The following is a 15,305-nucleotide window of genomic DNA, read 5'->3' as shown; positions in this document are numbered from 1 at the left end:
AACAAATAAAGACAATAAATAATAAATGAATACATTTCTCATTGGATACTTTAGCGCTATAATAATCATGTAAACGCTAACAATAAACGAAAAGGGGACTACACAATGAGAAATAAGTTATTTTCGTTATGTTTTGTTATTATCATGATCTTCTCTTTATCCCTGACAGGCTGCGGTTCTAACAATAATAACAACGCAGCAACGGCTACTGATGAGCCCGCAGCAACCACCGCTCCTGAGACTGCCGCCGGAGATGCAACAGCTGCACCAACCACTGAACCTGCAGCAGCAGGCGGTGCTGACATCAGCGGCAAAATCATCTTCCTGACCAACAGAACCGACATGATCGGCAAAGAGTATGACGAATATGTTAAGCGCTTTAATGAGAAATATCCGAACATCAAGGTAGAATTCGAAGCTTCCCAGACCGACTACAACCAGCAGGCGAAAGTCAGAATGGCCAGCGGCGAGCTGCCTGACGTGATGTTCGTCCCTAACATTCCCAACTCTGACCTGCCTAAATATTTCGCCTCACTCGATGATCTCGGCCTGAATGACCAGCTTACCTTCAAAGATTTCAAATCCTTTGACGGCCAGCTGTACGGAATCACTACCGGTAACTCCACTTCGGGGATTGTATATAACAAGAAAGCCTTCGCCGATGCCGGAATCACCGAGGTTCCGAAGACATGGGATGAATTCCTGGCTGCCTGCGAGAAGCTCAAAGCCAAAGGTGTCGTTCCTCTCGCCTCCAACTTCAAAGACAAATGGCCGCTTAATGACTGGGTATACGCCGTTCCCCGCGTGATTGCCGGTAACCCTGACTTCCCTAATGAGAAGCTGACTCAAGAAGCTCCGTTCACAATGGACAATGGTTACGGTAAAGCGCTCAGCCTGCTCAGAGAGCTGAATGAAAAAGGCTATCTGGAAAAAGACATCAACTCCACCAACTGGGAGCAATCCAAGAAAGACATCGCATCGGGTAAATTCGCCATGTATTTCCTGGGTAACTGGGTCATCAATCAGGTGATTGGTGCGGGCACCACTTCCGACAACGTAGGCTTCTTCCCGCTTCCTTATGATAACTCAGGTACACTGACTGCTCCGCTCAGCCCTGACTTCTTCTATGCTGTGGCTAAGAACAGCAAGAATGTCGATGCTGCCAAAGCCTTCGTGAAATGGATGATCGAAGAATCCGGATATGAGGACTTCGCCGGCTTCATCTCCCCGCTCAAAGGCAAAGAATCCAAGCTGACTCAGCTTAAGGAATTCCAGTCGACTGGCGTAGTCCTGCAGGAAGGTACTGTAGATAACGCACAGGTTACTGAAATCACCAACAAAGCACAGCTCGACCTGCCGGCTATGGTTCAAGAGTTCGTCCTGGCCAAGGATCCGCAGACCGTCTTCGACAAATGGAACAAAGCCTGGGCCAAAGCCAAGAAGGACCTCGGCTACTAAAACAGCCCCACAAAGTGGAGCTTTAGCTTCAAGGTAAAAAATGATTTACCCTGCTGCACTAGCAGCCAGATGCACTAAACTTCAGGCGCACAAGGGATTATCGCCTTCATGGATAATCCCTTTTGTCGTCATTCTCACTTAAGCTCACAGGAAAGAAGGGTATGCGATGTTCGGAACACTGTCTTATAACAAGCAGAAAACTATTATCATAGTCTCCTTTCTGCTGATCCCGCTGATCCTCCTCGCCACATTCACTTATTATCCGGCGCTGAAGCTGGTCTATTACAGCTTCACCAACTGGGATGGCTACAGCCCCGAGAAGCCTTGGGTCGGCCTCGATAATTACCGCGAGGTGTTTAACACTCCCGATATTTTCAAAGTATTCACCCATAACTTCGCCTACTTCGTCATGGGTCTCGTTCAGAATATAGTAGCCATCTACTTCGCCGTTGTGCTGAACAGCAAGCTGCGGGGCCGGAATGCTTTTCGCATCATGCTCTTCCTGCCTTACATTATGAACGGTGTCGCCGTCGCCTTCATGTTCGGTTATGTCTTCGACACTACCAACGGTTCACTGAATCTGTTCCTGAACAGCATCGGCCTGACCGGCCTTGGACAGACCAGCTGGCTCGGCACTGAAGGACTGGTGAACTACGCGCTCGCTTCCACCGGCTTCTGGCGGTTCATGGGCTACAATATGGTCATTTACATCGCTTCCCTGCAGGCCATTCCGCGTGATATTTATGAAGCTGCCAAGATTGACGGCGCGAACTCGATGCAGACCCTCTGGAGAATTACGCTGCCGAATATGAAAGCCGTCATTCAGCTCAATCTGTTCCTGACCGTGACCGGCGCACTCGAAGTCTTCGACCTTCCGTTCGTACTCACCAAAGGCGGTCCTGCAGGCGCCAGCCAGACTTATGTCCAGCGCGTGGTTGACACGGCGTTTGCCTTCAACAATTACGGCCTGGCCTCGGCCATGAGCGTTATCCTGCTCTTCTTTGTGGTCATCGTACTGCTGATTCAACAGCTGGTTCTTAGCCGGGGAGGAGATAAGTAGCCATGGAACATTCCAAATTGCGCTTCAAAGACCTGTTCAAATATTTCACGCTGCTCATCGGCGTATTCGTAGTGCTGTTCCCGCCGTATGTCGTTATCGTCAACGCGTTCAAATCCACGGATGAGTTCAACAGCAGCAGCTCTATGGCTCTGCCGCACAGCTTCCTTAACTTCGACAACTTCATCGCTGTCTTCCAGCGCGGCGGGCTGCTCAGCGGCTTCGGCAATGTACTCGTCATTATTATAATTACATTGACCCTGAACATTCTGTTTGGCACAATGGTGGCATATGTACTGGGCCGCTTCTCTTTTAAGCTGAAGCCGGTTGTGTTCGGTGCCTATCTCGTGGCCACCATCATTCCGAGCATCACCACCCAGGTCGCAACCTTCGGCATCATCAAAAATATGGGGCTCTACAACACGCTCGGCGCTCCCATTGTGCTCTATATCGGGGCCGATGTGATCCAGATCATTCTCTATTTACAGTTCATCCGCAATATTCCTTTTGATCTCGACGAGAATGCCATGGTTGAAGGCGCTTCCCTGTTCAAAATCTACCGCTCGATCATCTTCCCGCTGCTTACACCGGCGACGGCCACCCTCGTCATCCTGAAGACGATCAGCATTTATAATGACATGTACATCCCTTACCTCTATATGCCCAAGCAGAGCCTGGGTGTTGTAACGACCATCCTCATGCGTTTTCAAGGGGTTAATTCAGGCGAGTGGAACCTGATCTGTGCGGCGATCCTGCTGATCCTGCTGCCGACGGTCATCCTCTACTTCTTCCTGCAGCGTTATATCTTTGAAGGCGTAACGAACGGCGCGGTGAAATAGGGGTGTACGGAAAGGAACAACAACAGTGGTATCCTATATCCGGCGATTTCCGCGTACCCTTTGGCTGTTCCTGGCCAATCTGCCTATGGAGCGCAAGCTGATTGTCGTGTTTATTTTTCTGATATCCATGCCGATCACTTATGTCAGTTATCTCTCCTCCCGTTCCACCTTCAATTCCGTCCTGGTCAACGCAACAGCAAGCGCCGGACAGATGGCAGACAGTGCCTCCGATACCATTGACCGTTATGTAGCTGACCTGAAGAGGTATACTGCGCTCCCGCTCTACAATACCGATGTCCAGTTCTATCTGGAGCAGGAGCAGACCGATTGGGAAAAAAATACGGGCATGTCGATGTTCCTAAGCTATTTGAACCATACGAAAGAAGAGATTGTTGCCGTATACCTGGTGGATAAATACGGCTCCGTCTATTATGACAAAAGCTCGGGCATCAGCGAGCTGTTCCCGGAAGAGCGTCTGGCGCAGTGGCAGAGTCTCACCGAGTCGGGCGTTGCTCCCATAGTGCAGGGCAGGCATATGATCCGTGTAAATGCGGGGGATCACCGGGAGGTATTCAGCATTCTGCGTACCGTCAGTTCGGTCAGCTCGCTGCAGAAGATCGGCATCATTGTATTCGATATCAATATCAGCCTGTTCAAGGGCATCGTTGATCCGGTCAATGCAGTCACCCAGGGGAGTACTCTGATTGTTGATGACAAGGGCGAAATGATGTACGCCAGCCCGGATGATTCAGGTGGTGGCTCCGGCATGCTGGAGAAGCATACAGACAAGTTCCTGCAACAGGTGAGCGGGCCCGATGGCCATTTCCAGCTCACTCTGGACGGCAAGGAATATCTCGCGGTATATACCGTATCGGCCAAGACCGGCTGGACTACAATGGTTTCTATCCCGCTGGAGCGCATCCTGTCACCGGTGGAGAAAACCCGTAACGCGCAGGTGCTGACCACTCTGGCGATTATCGCCTTCGCCCTGATCGTAGCCACCTTCATCTCCCATGCCCTGACGAAGCCGCTGAAATCCATGGTCCGCCTGATGAAGCAGGTGCAGCATGGCAATCTGGAGGTATGGCTGCATCCCCGGTACAATGATGAGATCGGAATGCTGGGCAGCCACTTCAACCGGATGATCATCCGTGTGAAGGACCTGCTGCAGGAAGTGAAGCTGACGGAGAAACGCAAGCAAAAAGCCGATATGCGGGCCTTGCAGAACCAGATCAATCCGCATTTCATCTATAACACGCTTGAATCCATCCGCATGCTGGCTGAAGGCAGTGATGATCCCCGGGTGGCGAAGCTGACGTACCTGCTGGGGATGCAGATGCGTTACGGGATTGTCCGCAGCGAGGAGATGGTCACCATCGGGCAGGAACTCGATCACACCCGCAATTATCTGGATATGCTGCAAATCCGTTTCCCGGACAAGTTCAGCTTGAAGATTGACGTGCCGGATGCTCTGCTGAGCTTCCCGGTCATTAAGCTGGTCTTCCAGCCGATCGTCGAGAACGCCGTCTTTCACGGCCTGGAGCCCAAGGAAGGCCCGGGCTCCATCCGCATCACCGGCTGGGCAGAGAGGGGCAAAGCTGTATTTTGCGTGGAGGATGATGGTGTCGGTATGGATGAGGATACGCTTCGGGCGCTGAACAACACCCTGACCGGCGGAGCTGACGGCGAGAAATTCGGCATCGGCCTGCGGAATGTGAACGAACGGCTCCGACTGGACTACGGCAGCCCGTTTGGACTGCGTGTAGAGAGCGAAGCCGGCCAAGGCACCCGTGTTATTCTAAGAATCGAGAATCTCTCCCACCGTATTGAAGATTAACCGGAAACAGGGCAACCTGCACATTATGTTCCAGAAAGGGGATATCCGGATTGCTGCGTATTGTAATCGTAGATGATGAAGTCCTGATCCGCAAAGGGCTGGCCCGGATGATCAGCAAGGAGAGCAGCGAATTCGCCGTCATCCGCACCTATCCTGACGGCAAACAGCTGCTGGATGAGCTGCCTGCCCTTCAGTTCGATGTCCTGATTACCGATATCCGCATGCCGCAGATTGGCGGGCTTGAGCTGATCCGTCTGCTCAAAGCCAGTCATCCCCATATCCGTTCCCTGCTGATGAGCGGATTCGTTGAATTTGATTATGCCCGGGAAGCCATCCGCAGCTCGGCAGTGGATTATCTGCTGAAGCCGATCAATAAAGAGCAGCTGTTCGACGTGCTCTACAGCCTGGATCAGGAACGCACGCTGCTGCGTGAGAAGGAAGCACGGCACCGCTCCGGGATACTGCTCTCCATGCTTCATATCGAAGAGCCTTCCGCTGTGCTGACCGGCGGCCTTATTTTGCCCCAGCCTTATTACTCGGTGTTTGTCCTCAAAGGAGACTCGCCTGAAACCGTCTGCTCCTGTACAGACAGTCTGCGGCAAGAGAAGGATTACGGGTTCGATGCGCTGGAACTCCGCCAGAGTCTGCAGGTCTGGATCTGGTATTCTGCGCAGCCGCTGGATTCCACTGCATTAAGCGAAATCCGCGGATATCTGCAGGCTGCCAGTGCAGGACATATCCTGCATGTGGGCATAAGCCGCTCCTACACGGATGCAGCCAGGCTCAGAACCGCTTATCTGGAAGCCAGACATGCCTGTGACTGCGGAATTTACCAATCCCGGCCGCTGCATTATGTTACTATTGAAGAGCTCATCCTGCCGGATAAGGCAGTGCCTGAGCTTTTTGCGCCTTATCGTGAACCGCTGGTCCATGACTTACAGATTCTGAATGTCGAGGGTGTTCTGGCAGGAATTCATAAGCTGTTCTCGGAGCTTGCGTCGCAGTGCGCTTATCCCGAACAGATTCTCCGCATGTCCCGGGAGATTGAGGAGCTTGCCCGCAAGGAAGTGCAGGAGTTCGAAGCGGTCTGCCGGAACGGATTAACTATGGCGCTGGAGGCACAGCTGGAGACCTGTTTGGCTTTTGCAGATATGGAAAAGCTGTTCGCTTCCTCCTTGTCGTCTGCCTTAAGCAGTATCCGTGCCCACCGGCTGGAGATGTCCGGTACCGCCGTCGAGACCATCAAGCGCTGGATCTCAGCCAACTACAACCAGCACGCAGATCTGAACACCCTTGCGGGGATGGTATACCTTACGCCAAGCTATTTGAGCAAGCTGTTCAAGCAGGAGACCGGCCTTACGCTGACTGATTATATAATTGAAATCCGCATCCGCAAGGCCAAGCAGCTGCTGAAGAATGCCCCGGACCTCAAAATCCATGAGATCGGTACGGAAGTCGGCTACCCTGACCCCGCCTATTTCAATAAACTGTTCAAAAAGGTTGTCGGCGTCACGCCGAATGAATATAAACGAATCTCATCTGTATAAGGAGTCTGATCACTTGCATCCGCTGTCCCGAACTACACATGACTCTCAGGAAATCGAGGTATATGATACAACCGAGCTGTATGGCGAAAGCGGACGGTTCCGTGTGCTGCAGTTCTCGGGCGAAGCGATTCAAGGCGCGCTGGATCTTGACCATCCGCGCCGGGTTGTCTTTGAATATCCGCGGGCAATGATTCATCTGATGGAGGCGGGCGATCCTTATTTCGAGGATGTGTTCCTGATCGGGCACGGGATTGGAACGATTGCCGGGTATTTTGCGGATAAGCGCTTTAAGGTCGCTGAGGTCAATGCGCAGGTTGTGGAATACAGCCGAACCCGCTTTGGTTACAATCAGGACAATGTCCTGATCGGCGACGGCCGCAGCCTGCTCGAGGATGAAGCAGACCGGAGCTATGATTACATTCTGCTGGATGCCTTCACCGCTGCCGGAACGCCGGCGCATTTCACCTCGCTGGAGTTCTTCGGGCTTACCCGGGATAAGCTGCATGGACAAGGCGCGATTATCATGAACCTGATGGGCCGCAGTGATAACGACCGGCTGATCGGTGCGATCCACACGACGCTCAGCGAGGTGTATCCACATACCAGGACCTTCGCCCTCCCGGCAGAAGGCAACGCCGATCTCTGCAATATTATTATGGTTGGCAGCAGCCGGCCGATTACCTATCAGTCGCGCCATATGGCCGGATTCAGCGAAATTACGCCGGAGCTTGGGCATGTGATCCGGGACCGCAGGTAGGTGGCCTATGACCGGACCCGCGCCGCCCTAGCTCTAACTGTATTTTGTACAACTAAAACGAGCGATTATTGCGCTGCGAAGGTTTTAGTTGTATTTTCTACAATTAAAAGTCCTCATATTTCATATAAGAGGGCTTACCCCTATTTTTAATTGTACAGAATACAGTTAACCCGACAAACTCCGGTCTTCCGCCGCTTTTAACTGCAGGAAATACAACTAAATGCCAGGCACTCCGCACAAATTTGTATACAAACATAAATCTTCCTCCTGATATAAATTTCTATGTAGGCGTGTTAACCCTTCACAGGCGTCCCCTGATGAAAAAACATCTGCCAGCGTCCATCGCGCAACTTCCAGACCGAGCTGCGCAGGCAGTGAATGCCGGAATCTTCATTGAAGGTCCGGTAGGTTGCAAGTACAGCCTCCTCAGACAACATATGGAGTTCGAAGTTACTCAAGGTCATCCGTACCTCACCCGCTCCCCCTTCGCCAACCTGATCCTGCTTCCGCCACACCCTGCCTGAACTTCCGAATTCAGTGTATTCATCTGCGATCAGCAGCGACACCGCTTCAGGATTCGTACGCACTTCATTGCTCAGCAGCTGTTCCTCAAGATCGCAGATATGCTCTGCCAGCAACTCTCTAGCTTCCATATTAATTTCCTCCTTTTTACATTTACTATTCTGGATGGACAACTGTATATCCTTTCAGGACAGTAATAATCCCGGCTGGTGCAGCAGGAAGTGCAGCACACAGCCAGGACCGGGCAGGAGAATATGAAGCCTATTCCAGCGACCGCTTCAGGCGGTACTCCTTGGGGGTAACGCCGAAGGCTTTTTTGAACAATTTGAAAAAAGTGCTCTCATTGACGTATCCGACAAGCTCCATAATCTGCTTGATGCTGAAATTCTTCGTCTCCAGGTAAGTCTGGGCATGCTGAAGGCGGATATCGTTCAGATACTCGCTCACCGATACATCTTCGCTCTGCTTGAACATTCTGCCGATGTAGGCCGGAGTCATATGCAGCATCGAGGCGATTCCCTGCAGGCTGAGGTTCGGCTCTTTATAATTCATCTCAATGATTTCCTTAATCGCATCCATCAGAGCCGCATTCTTGCCGCTGCCCGTCTGGTCCAGCTGATCATGGATATCCCGGCATACCCTGCCGAATAATTCAGCGGTCTCCTGCAGCGTCTCCTGCTCCAGCACCTGACGGCTGAGCGTGCTCAGCTCCACATTCAGCGGAACAACGCGGTTATGGTTAATCTCCTTGACGGATGTTTTGATAATGCCGGCGATATGCAGCAGGCTGTGAACAATGACATCGTAATGGCAGTGGCCCAGCGGGGCCAGCATATGCCCGATGACCTGCTCCATGGCAGGCAGATTGCCGGTGCGGATGCTCTCACCCAGCCTCTTCTCCAGCTCCGCCGGGAAGCGGTATTCCTGAAGCCGGAGATTGCCGTCCACTCTCCCCTTCGTAATGATGCTTTGCTGTCCGTATACCAGCTTATACATTGAATATTGAACTGCCGCCGCATAACGGTCGGGAATCTGTTCATAGCTGCCGCAGGCTTCACTGGCTGTCAGTGTCAGTGACAGCTGGTAGTAACCACTGACTACCTGCTGGAGGTTACGGAACAGCTCATGCAGCGCTTCCTCATCTTCGGTTTCGCTATTGCTGCCTTCAGCCCGGCTGATCAGCAGGGCCAGATGACTGCTGCGCATATCTGCCAGCTCGCAGAGATAACGTCCGGGACGCAGGATCTCCTCTGCAATATTGCGGATAGCAAAATAATACAGGCTGCGTTCATTATGGCTGGTCCTGCTGATGAACCCGGAATATCCGTCCACCTGGATCAGGACTACCCGGTAAGGGCCGTTACGGCTGATTTGCAGGCCGTTCTGCCTGATATTGTCCTCGAATTCCTTCGCGGACAACCTCTTGCCTCCGGAGAGAAGGGTACGGAGGTAATAGCTTGTAATAATATGCCGCTGCTTGCCCTGCTCGTCTGAGACACTCCGCAGCTGCTGGGCCATCGTGCTGAAGAGGCTGGCCACTGCCGATAATTCATCCTTATCTTTATCCTTATCTTTATCCTTAACATTAACCTTAGCCTTATCCTGCCCCGTGGCCTTCCCGGCCGCCGTCCCTGATGTCTGCATCCCCAACTGTCTGATCAGACGTCCAATAGGCTCATAGAGTTTGTGCGCCACTAGGGTAGCCAGAGCCACCGCAAGCAGCAGAACGGCAATAATGACGGACAGAAAGGTGCCGCGCAGCTCCCGGATCGGCTTCAGGATAATTTCATACGGCTGCACACTGACGACCTTCCAGTCCGTCCCTTGCATATTCAGATAGTTGACCAGCAGCCTGGTGCTGCCGCCGAACTTGCCGGACAAGGTGCCGGATGATTCGGCATCGCCCGGCGTGTGCCCGGCCAGCGCCCGGGTCAGTTCCGTCTGCTGCGGCAGCAGCTCCGGGTTGCCGGAGAGCAGAACATTTCCTGCTTCATCCAGCAGATACACCCCCGATTGCTCAGGGATGGCGAAATCATTGAACGAGCGCAGAGTCTCGTACAGCCATTCCGGCTTGATATTAACGACAAGCGCACCCTCCCGGCCGGTGCCGGTGTCCGTGAAATTCTGATACATCACCAGCGAAAAGAAATCAACGGGCTGGTCTGTTCCGCTGAAATTCATCGGAATCAGCTTCATCCGCGGAAGCTTCTGCTTATTCTTCACCAGCAGAGCAATCTCCCCGGTCATCGGGGCATCCGGTTTGTTCAGGCTGAGCTCTCCCACAGTATAAGTCCGGTCGTCATAACCATTGTAGACAAGGATTGAATGCAGGAACGAAGAGGAGAGGTAGGCCTGCTTGAGCGTGTTCATCGAACGGATCACCAGCATTTCATCGGGATCACGCAAATTCAGCAGCGGTACAATATTAGGGTCCATGTACAGGGATACGGCCAGATTATTCATTACCCCTGACATATAGGACAGGTTAATTTGAATCTGCTTCATGGCCTTGCGGCTGACCTCCTGCTGCATCCGGATCGCGCTGCGTTCCGCATTATACTGCAGGAGCAGCGAAGAACCGGCGAGAACCGCAACAATCAGCAGTGTTAAAGAGCCTATAATGCGCAGCAGGTACTTCTTGGACCTGTAAGCTTGCCACATCGGCAGTACCCCCTCTACTAAGATGCATTATGCCGCCTGTAACCAGCATGACATATAGAGGATGGGGCTATCTACTGTACAATGTGCGAATTGCTCTCCGATCTCAGACTGGGATTTGGTTTCAGTGAAAAGCCAGCGGAACCCTGCGGACAGCCCCAGGCTCTAAGGTAATGCGCGGCCAACCGGCTGAAGCGCATTGCCCGAGCGGAACTCCCGCTGCGGTCGACAGCTCGGCGAATATGGACACCTCAGCCGGATAATTAGTGGTGTTGGCAACAGTGAGAACCGGCCTCCCCTCCTCCTGCTCCAGTGAACATTCCACATGATCAAATATCCACATCAGCCCTGTGTCGGGCTGCACATAGATGCCCGGCACCTCCACATAGGTCAGCATGTTCGAGACCTCACACCAGCAGGAGAGCGGCAGCACTTCGCCGATCAGCTCCGTCCCCTCCCAATCGCTCATATTGACCCGTTCGCTCATATAACCGGGCAGCAGCTCCTTGCCGTCCCAGCCCATGACAGGTCTGTCCTGGCGGGACAGATATTGCGGAAGCTGATGCGCGGTATCCCTGAGCTGCTCCATATACAGCGGGTTGCCGGTGGCCCGGAACAGCTTTAGCAGCGAATCCCCTGACAGGGTGCAGATGCCCGGAGCGCTGTGTTTGTTCTGCACATTGGCAATGACCGAGCCTGCCGTTTCAATCCCCAGCCGTCCGAAGGTCGAGCCTTGCGGAAAAATAAAATTATACGACACACACCACGAAATGGCCTGCCGCGCCGCCTCCTCTGCCCGCCGCAGCCACTTCTCCTCCCCTGTCGTTTCGTAGAGGACGATGTAGGCTTCCAGCAGCGCGAAGGCCGACTCGCTGTCCGGACACTGCAGAATCTCTCCGGGACCGCCTGTCGTTACACCCTCCAGGGTATACTGGCGGTAATAATAATCCCCGGCTGCCCGCGCCGCCGCAAGATACACCTCTTCATTCAGGTGTTGGCCGAACAGCGCCAGTCCGGCAACCGCCATCGCGCCTCCGGTAGAGCCGCCGACCAGCAGCTCTCCGGTTTCGGCCTGTATCCATTGGCCGAACTGGCCATACCGGCCCCATAAGCGGAGGAAGCCATCGGCAAGCCGCCTCGTCCCCTCAAGCCAGCGCTCCGGCAGAGGCTCATTCGGGAGCAGCATGTTCATTGCCATGAGCTGCTTCCCCAGAAAGTACAACGCATCCGCACTCTTGCGCACAATATGCCACTTCTCCGGATGATCACGGTCCGGATCTTCATTGAATTCGTCGCCGTACCAGCGGCCGTTATAGAATACGCCAGGGAAGAATCCGGCCTCCGTCTGTCCGCTGAAGATAAAATCAAGGGTCCGGCGGGCTCTGTGAACCGATGCCTCTCCGCCCGCAAGCAGCAGCGCATAGCTGGACATCCCGCCGCCGACCCAGCCCAGCTGCCAGTCCTGATGCTTCATATCCACGGTGCCTACGGCATAATAGCCGTACGGCTCCTTCCAGTTCAGCTCATTATATTTCTGCTCCTGAATAGCCCATGCCGCTGAGAACGGCAGGCTGGGAGACAGTGCCGGGGGGCCTTCCAGCGACTTGCGTACCCTGGCGAATTTGGCGAACAAACCGTCCACACTGGCGCAAGGGAAGCTGTATACCTCAAAGCTCATGCTGAGCTTATCCCCTTCCCCGAAGTCCGCCCCTCTGTCCGGAGAAGGGGCTTCCGTCGTACACATATCATATTTGATCCGCGGCCTTACACCCGGCGCACGGAAGGAGATGACAGCGGAGCTTCTGTCCTCCGCTTCCTGCACATGAATCGAGGTCTTGCCGAAGGCGGTACGCTGCCGGGTCAGAATCAGGCAGCCCCGGCTGCGGTCCGGATCATATAGTCCCACCGCCGGTGTAGCGGCATCTCCGGCCAGAAGATGAAAGGCCGAAGGCCCGGGCCCCACCAACAAACGCGGCACATCGGTAATCAGGGCCGGAGTGTCCGGGCCGCGCTCCGGCAGCTTGCTCCAGCAGGGCGGGTAGCTGAACCTGCGCACATCAAAGCGGTTGCCGTTATATACAGCGCCGGGAACAAGCACATAATTGGAGCGGTCCCAGGCAGCAAATTCAAAGCGGACCTCCACTGCGGTTTGGCTGGACTGTCCCCGGTGGAGCCAGCTTACCTCCAGGCGGACTCCGTCACTCCCGCCGCTTATTCCGGTGCAGCCGAGCGTAATCTCCCAAGCCGCCGCTTCACCGGCAGGCAGAAGGATCAGCCCTGCCTTTTCTGAATCTCCTGTGTCTGCCGCCCGGCCAATGTGATATTCCTTAAGCGGCTCGGCCGCCTCGAAGGTATGCGAAGCGAAAGCCAGCTTCGCTCCGGCTTCTTCCAGCAGCAGCTCAAGCTTCTTCTGCATCTGCCGTCCCCCTCACTTCTCTCTCCGCCAGACCTGCTTCTGAAGCTCTGTCACGCGGGCCAAACTGTGAGAAATCGATATCCTCCCAGCCTAAGGCGTACGCCGGTGAAGAAGGCTGCAGCCGGTAGTCCCCTGCCGGACCATCATCGAAAGCGGGATCGGCCAAGACGGTACCGGCATCATATTTGCCGTCCAGTACAGCACGCCAGGCTTCCCATGTGTATTCTTCGCCCCATACACTATTGGGGCCGACAGACTCCGCCGGAAGCTCGCCGGTGATCCGGGGGACGGCACCACCGCGCCAGAACAGGTTGCGATCAGCAGCCCGGAACCGCTCCGGACTCCAGTTGACGAAGCAGTACAAATGACCCGATCCCGAGATGATATTGCCCTCCACGGTGATATCCCGGTTCGCTTCCCCTACCATTTCCTGCGAACCTATAGCGTTGACCGCCTGGGGATTATCCACCATCAGATTGTTGCGGATGACATTCCCGACCCCTTTAGAGAAAATCGTCATCCATAGCTTTCCCCCGCCAGTGCTGTAGAGATGATCAAGCACATTATGCGTCACAGTTACATCATCGGAGGCATCATCCAGATAGATGCCGAAGCCGAAGGAGAAATGGATACCGCTGTGATGTAGCCGGTTGCCGTGGATAACGTTCCGGCGGCCGATTCCCCAGGATTCGATCATCCCCCCGTCCTGGCTATCGGTCATCACCTCCGAGATATCGTTATAGCTGATCCGGTTGGCCCTGGTAAAGAGGAAATCCCAATGGTTCTCCCGCGTCACGGCTACACCCCATAGAGATTCCGGCAACTGCTGATGACGCTGCCCTTTGAGCGAGATGCCGTAGCGGGGCATGTGCGAGATCCGGTTATGCGAGACCTCGCAGTCCCCGCACTGGTACAGGACAATTCCGCTCCCATGGCCGATGAGCTCTCCGCCATGGCTAATCCGGTTGTTCGTGATCCGGTGTCCTTTATTCTGATTGGCATCCTCCACTTCACGGAAGCTGCCTTCTCCCGGGGCATAACCCGAGGCGTAGACGGCCGTGTGTCCAACGGTTTGAATACGGTTCCCGTCTATTACTATCCGCTGGGCGCTACGGTCCAGGAAGATCCCGCAGGAGCCCGATTCACGGATATGGCAATCCGAGATTTCAATATCCTCCGCATTGCGGATATAGATCACTCCGTTACGTTGTTCATCCGGCTCAACATTATCCATTCCCGGCTCACTGCGCATCATCTTATAGTCTTCATAGAAATCAGTGCAGGCCAGGGTGAGCCCCTGGAAGGCCAGACCGGATACCCTGCGGGACTCGTCTTCCCCATAAATTTCAAACACTCTGAGCATTGAGGGAGCGATAATCCGCTCCTCCAGCGGAGTGCCGCGCTTGGGGCGGTAATACAGCATAGCCTCTGCCTCATCCAGATGAAATTGGCCGGGTTCACGCAGGAACGATAGTGAGCCCTGCAGGAAATAACGTGAGCCAGCGCCAATTCCCCAGATGGTGGAGCGCGCAAGCTCGATCCATCCGGTAGAGTGATCAATCCGCCGCACCGGAATCGTCTCTGAAGCCCAGTTCCACTCCCCTTCTCCCGGCCAGATGAACATCTGCAGACCTTTCGTCTCCAGCTGCTCCGGCACGTCCCCTTCCCGGGCAATGATGCCCTCCTGTTCTCTTCCCTCAACCGAGGCGGCGGATTCGAAATAACCCGCCGCCGGGAGACGGGCTTTCACTACCCGTTCCCCGCCGGCATACAGGGTCTGAAACCGGGTTCCCTGCGGCAGCGTTGTACGCCAGATGCCGTCCTGCCATAACTCCCAGCCGGAGAGAACCGTACCGCCCACCACCACAGGAGTCTCCCCTTCGGCATTGCGGTAGAGTACACGGCAGCGGATACCCGCTGCATCCCCGCTGCCGAAGCGCAGCGGCTGCGCAAGCTCATAGATGCCCCCGCCGAGAATGACTGTTATCTGCCCTGTATGTCCTCCGCTTAGGGCTTCGCGCACCGCACTCTGCGCGGCAGAAATTGTGCGGTACGGTTCTTCCCGGCTTCCGCTGCCGGAATCATTCCCGCTGTGCGGGTCTACATATAGCTGCAATTCACTTTCTATCTGCTGTTCTGCTGAGACCGTTTCCTCCATCTGTTCTCTTCCCTTCTTCCTCCATATTTAAGGCGGATGCAGAGCTTCTCCCTAAG

The 15,305-nt window shown here is 54.3% G+C and carries 10 protein-coding genes; 6 read left to right on the top strand and 4 right to left on the bottom strand.

Annotated features, from left to right (window positions below; genetic code table 11):
* Positions 1–105 precede the first annotated feature (105 nt).
* The 6 genes from PBOR_RS04530 to PBOR_RS04505 all read left to right on the top strand — a co-directional run bounded on the left by PBOR_RS04530 (position 106) and on the right by PBOR_RS04505 (position 7,495).
* On the top strand, positions 106–1,458 hold the full coding sequence (locus PBOR_RS04530) for an ABC transporter substrate-binding protein (RefSeq protein WP_042210667.1): 1,353 nt from the start codon (positions 106–108) through the stop codon (positions 1,456–1,458).
* 166 nt (positions 1,459–1,624) lie between these two features.
* Positions 1,625–2,518: a carbohydrate ABC transporter permease gene (locus PBOR_RS04525; RefSeq protein ID WP_042133723.1), complete on the top strand. Its 894-nt coding sequence runs from the start codon at positions 1,625–1,627 to the stop codon at positions 2,516–2,518.
* 2 nt (positions 2,519–2,520) lie between these two features.
* Positions 2,521–3,354, top strand: coding sequence for a carbohydrate ABC transporter permease (locus PBOR_RS04520; protein WP_042133722.1), 834 nt, complete (start codon positions 2,521–2,523; stop codon positions 3,352–3,354).
* Between the two features lie 25 nt (positions 3,355–3,379).
* Entirely contained in the window at positions 3,380–5,191 is a 1,812-nt protein-coding gene (locus tag PBOR_RS04515) for a sensor histidine kinase (protein WP_042210666.1), read from the top strand.
* A gap of 50 nt (positions 5,192–5,241) precedes the next feature.
* Positions 5,242–6,738 (top strand): response regulator, encoded by a 1,497-nt coding sequence (locus PBOR_RS04510; RefSeq protein ID WP_042210665.1) that lies wholly within the window; start codon positions 5,242–5,244, stop codon positions 6,736–6,738.
* Positions 6,710–7,495 (top strand): spermidine synthase, encoded by a 786-nt coding sequence (locus tag PBOR_RS04505; protein WP_167549515.1) that lies wholly within the window; start codon positions 6,710–6,712, stop codon positions 7,493–7,495. Before PBOR_RS04510 ends, PBOR_RS04505 begins: the two co-directional genes overlap by 29 nt.
* A gap of 293 nt (positions 7,496–7,788) precedes the next feature.
* Here the strand turns inward: PBOR_RS04505 and PBOR_RS04500 are convergent, their stop codons facing one another.
* The 4 genes from PBOR_RS04500 to PBOR_RS04485 all read right to left on the bottom strand — a co-directional run bounded on the left by PBOR_RS04500 (position 7,789) and on the right by PBOR_RS04485 (position 15,249).
* On the bottom strand, positions 7,789–8,148 hold the full coding sequence (locus PBOR_RS04500) for a nuclear transport factor 2 family protein (protein WP_042210664.1): 360 nt from the start codon (positions 8,146–8,148) through the stop codon (positions 7,789–7,791).
* 130 nt (positions 8,149–8,278) lie between these two features.
* On the bottom strand, positions 8,279–10,678 hold the full coding sequence (locus PBOR_RS04495) for a helix-turn-helix domain-containing protein (RefSeq protein ID WP_042210663.1): 2,400 nt from the start codon (positions 10,676–10,678) through the stop codon (positions 8,279–8,281).
* Positions 10,679–10,799: 121 nt separating this feature from the next.
* Positions 10,800–13,091, bottom strand: coding sequence for a hypothetical protein (locus tag PBOR_RS35250; RefSeq protein ID WP_052429329.1), 2,292 nt, complete (start codon positions 13,089–13,091; stop codon positions 10,800–10,802).
* Positions 13,075–15,249: a right-handed parallel beta-helix repeat-containing protein gene (locus tag PBOR_RS04485; RefSeq protein ID WP_042210662.1), complete on the bottom strand. Its 2,175-nt coding sequence runs from the start codon at positions 15,247–15,249 to the stop codon at positions 13,075–13,077. The genes PBOR_RS35250 and PBOR_RS04485 overlap by 17 nt, the downstream gene beginning before the upstream one ends.
* Positions 15,250–15,305: the final 56 nt, after the last annotated feature.

This window comes from Paenibacillus borealis, assembly GCF_000758665.1.
Taxonomy (GTDB): domain Bacteria; phylum Bacillota; class Bacilli; order Paenibacillales; family Paenibacillaceae; genus Paenibacillus_AQ; species Paenibacillus_AQ borealis.
This window is presented reverse-complemented; position numbering and strand designations above follow the sequence as displayed.

Bases quoted from the DNA above. Each gene is read 5' to 3' on its own strand.
- PBOR_RS04500 (WP_042210664.1), bottom strand. From the start codon at position 8,148: ATGGAAGCTAGAGAGTTGCTGGCAGAGCATATCTGCGATCTTGAGGAA.
- PBOR_RS04495 (WP_042210663.1), bottom strand. From the start codon at position 10,678: ATGTGGCAAGCTTACAGGTCCAAGAAGTACCTGCTGCGCATTATAGGC.
- PBOR_RS04485 (WP_042210662.1), bottom strand. From the start codon at position 15,249: ATGGAGGAAACGGTCTCAGCAGAACAGCAGATAGAAAGTGAATTGCAG.
- PBOR_RS35250 (WP_052429329.1), bottom strand. From the start codon at position 13,091: ATGCAGAAGAAGCTTGAGCTGCTGCTGGAAGAAGCCGGAGCGAAGCTG.
- PBOR_RS04525 (WP_042133723.1), top strand. From the start codon at position 1,625: ATGTTCGGAACACTGTCTTATAACAAGCAGAAAACTATTATCATAGTC.
- PBOR_RS04505 (WP_167549515.1), top strand. From the start codon at position 6,710: ATGAATATAAACGAATCTCATCTGTATAAGGAGTCTGATCACTTGCAT.
- PBOR_RS04530 (WP_042210667.1), top strand. From the start codon at position 106: ATGAGAAATAAGTTATTTTCGTTATGTTTTGTTATTATCATGATCTTC.
- PBOR_RS04520 (WP_042133722.1), top strand. From the start codon at position 2,521: ATGGAACATTCCAAATTGCGCTTCAAAGACCTGTTCAAATATTTCACG.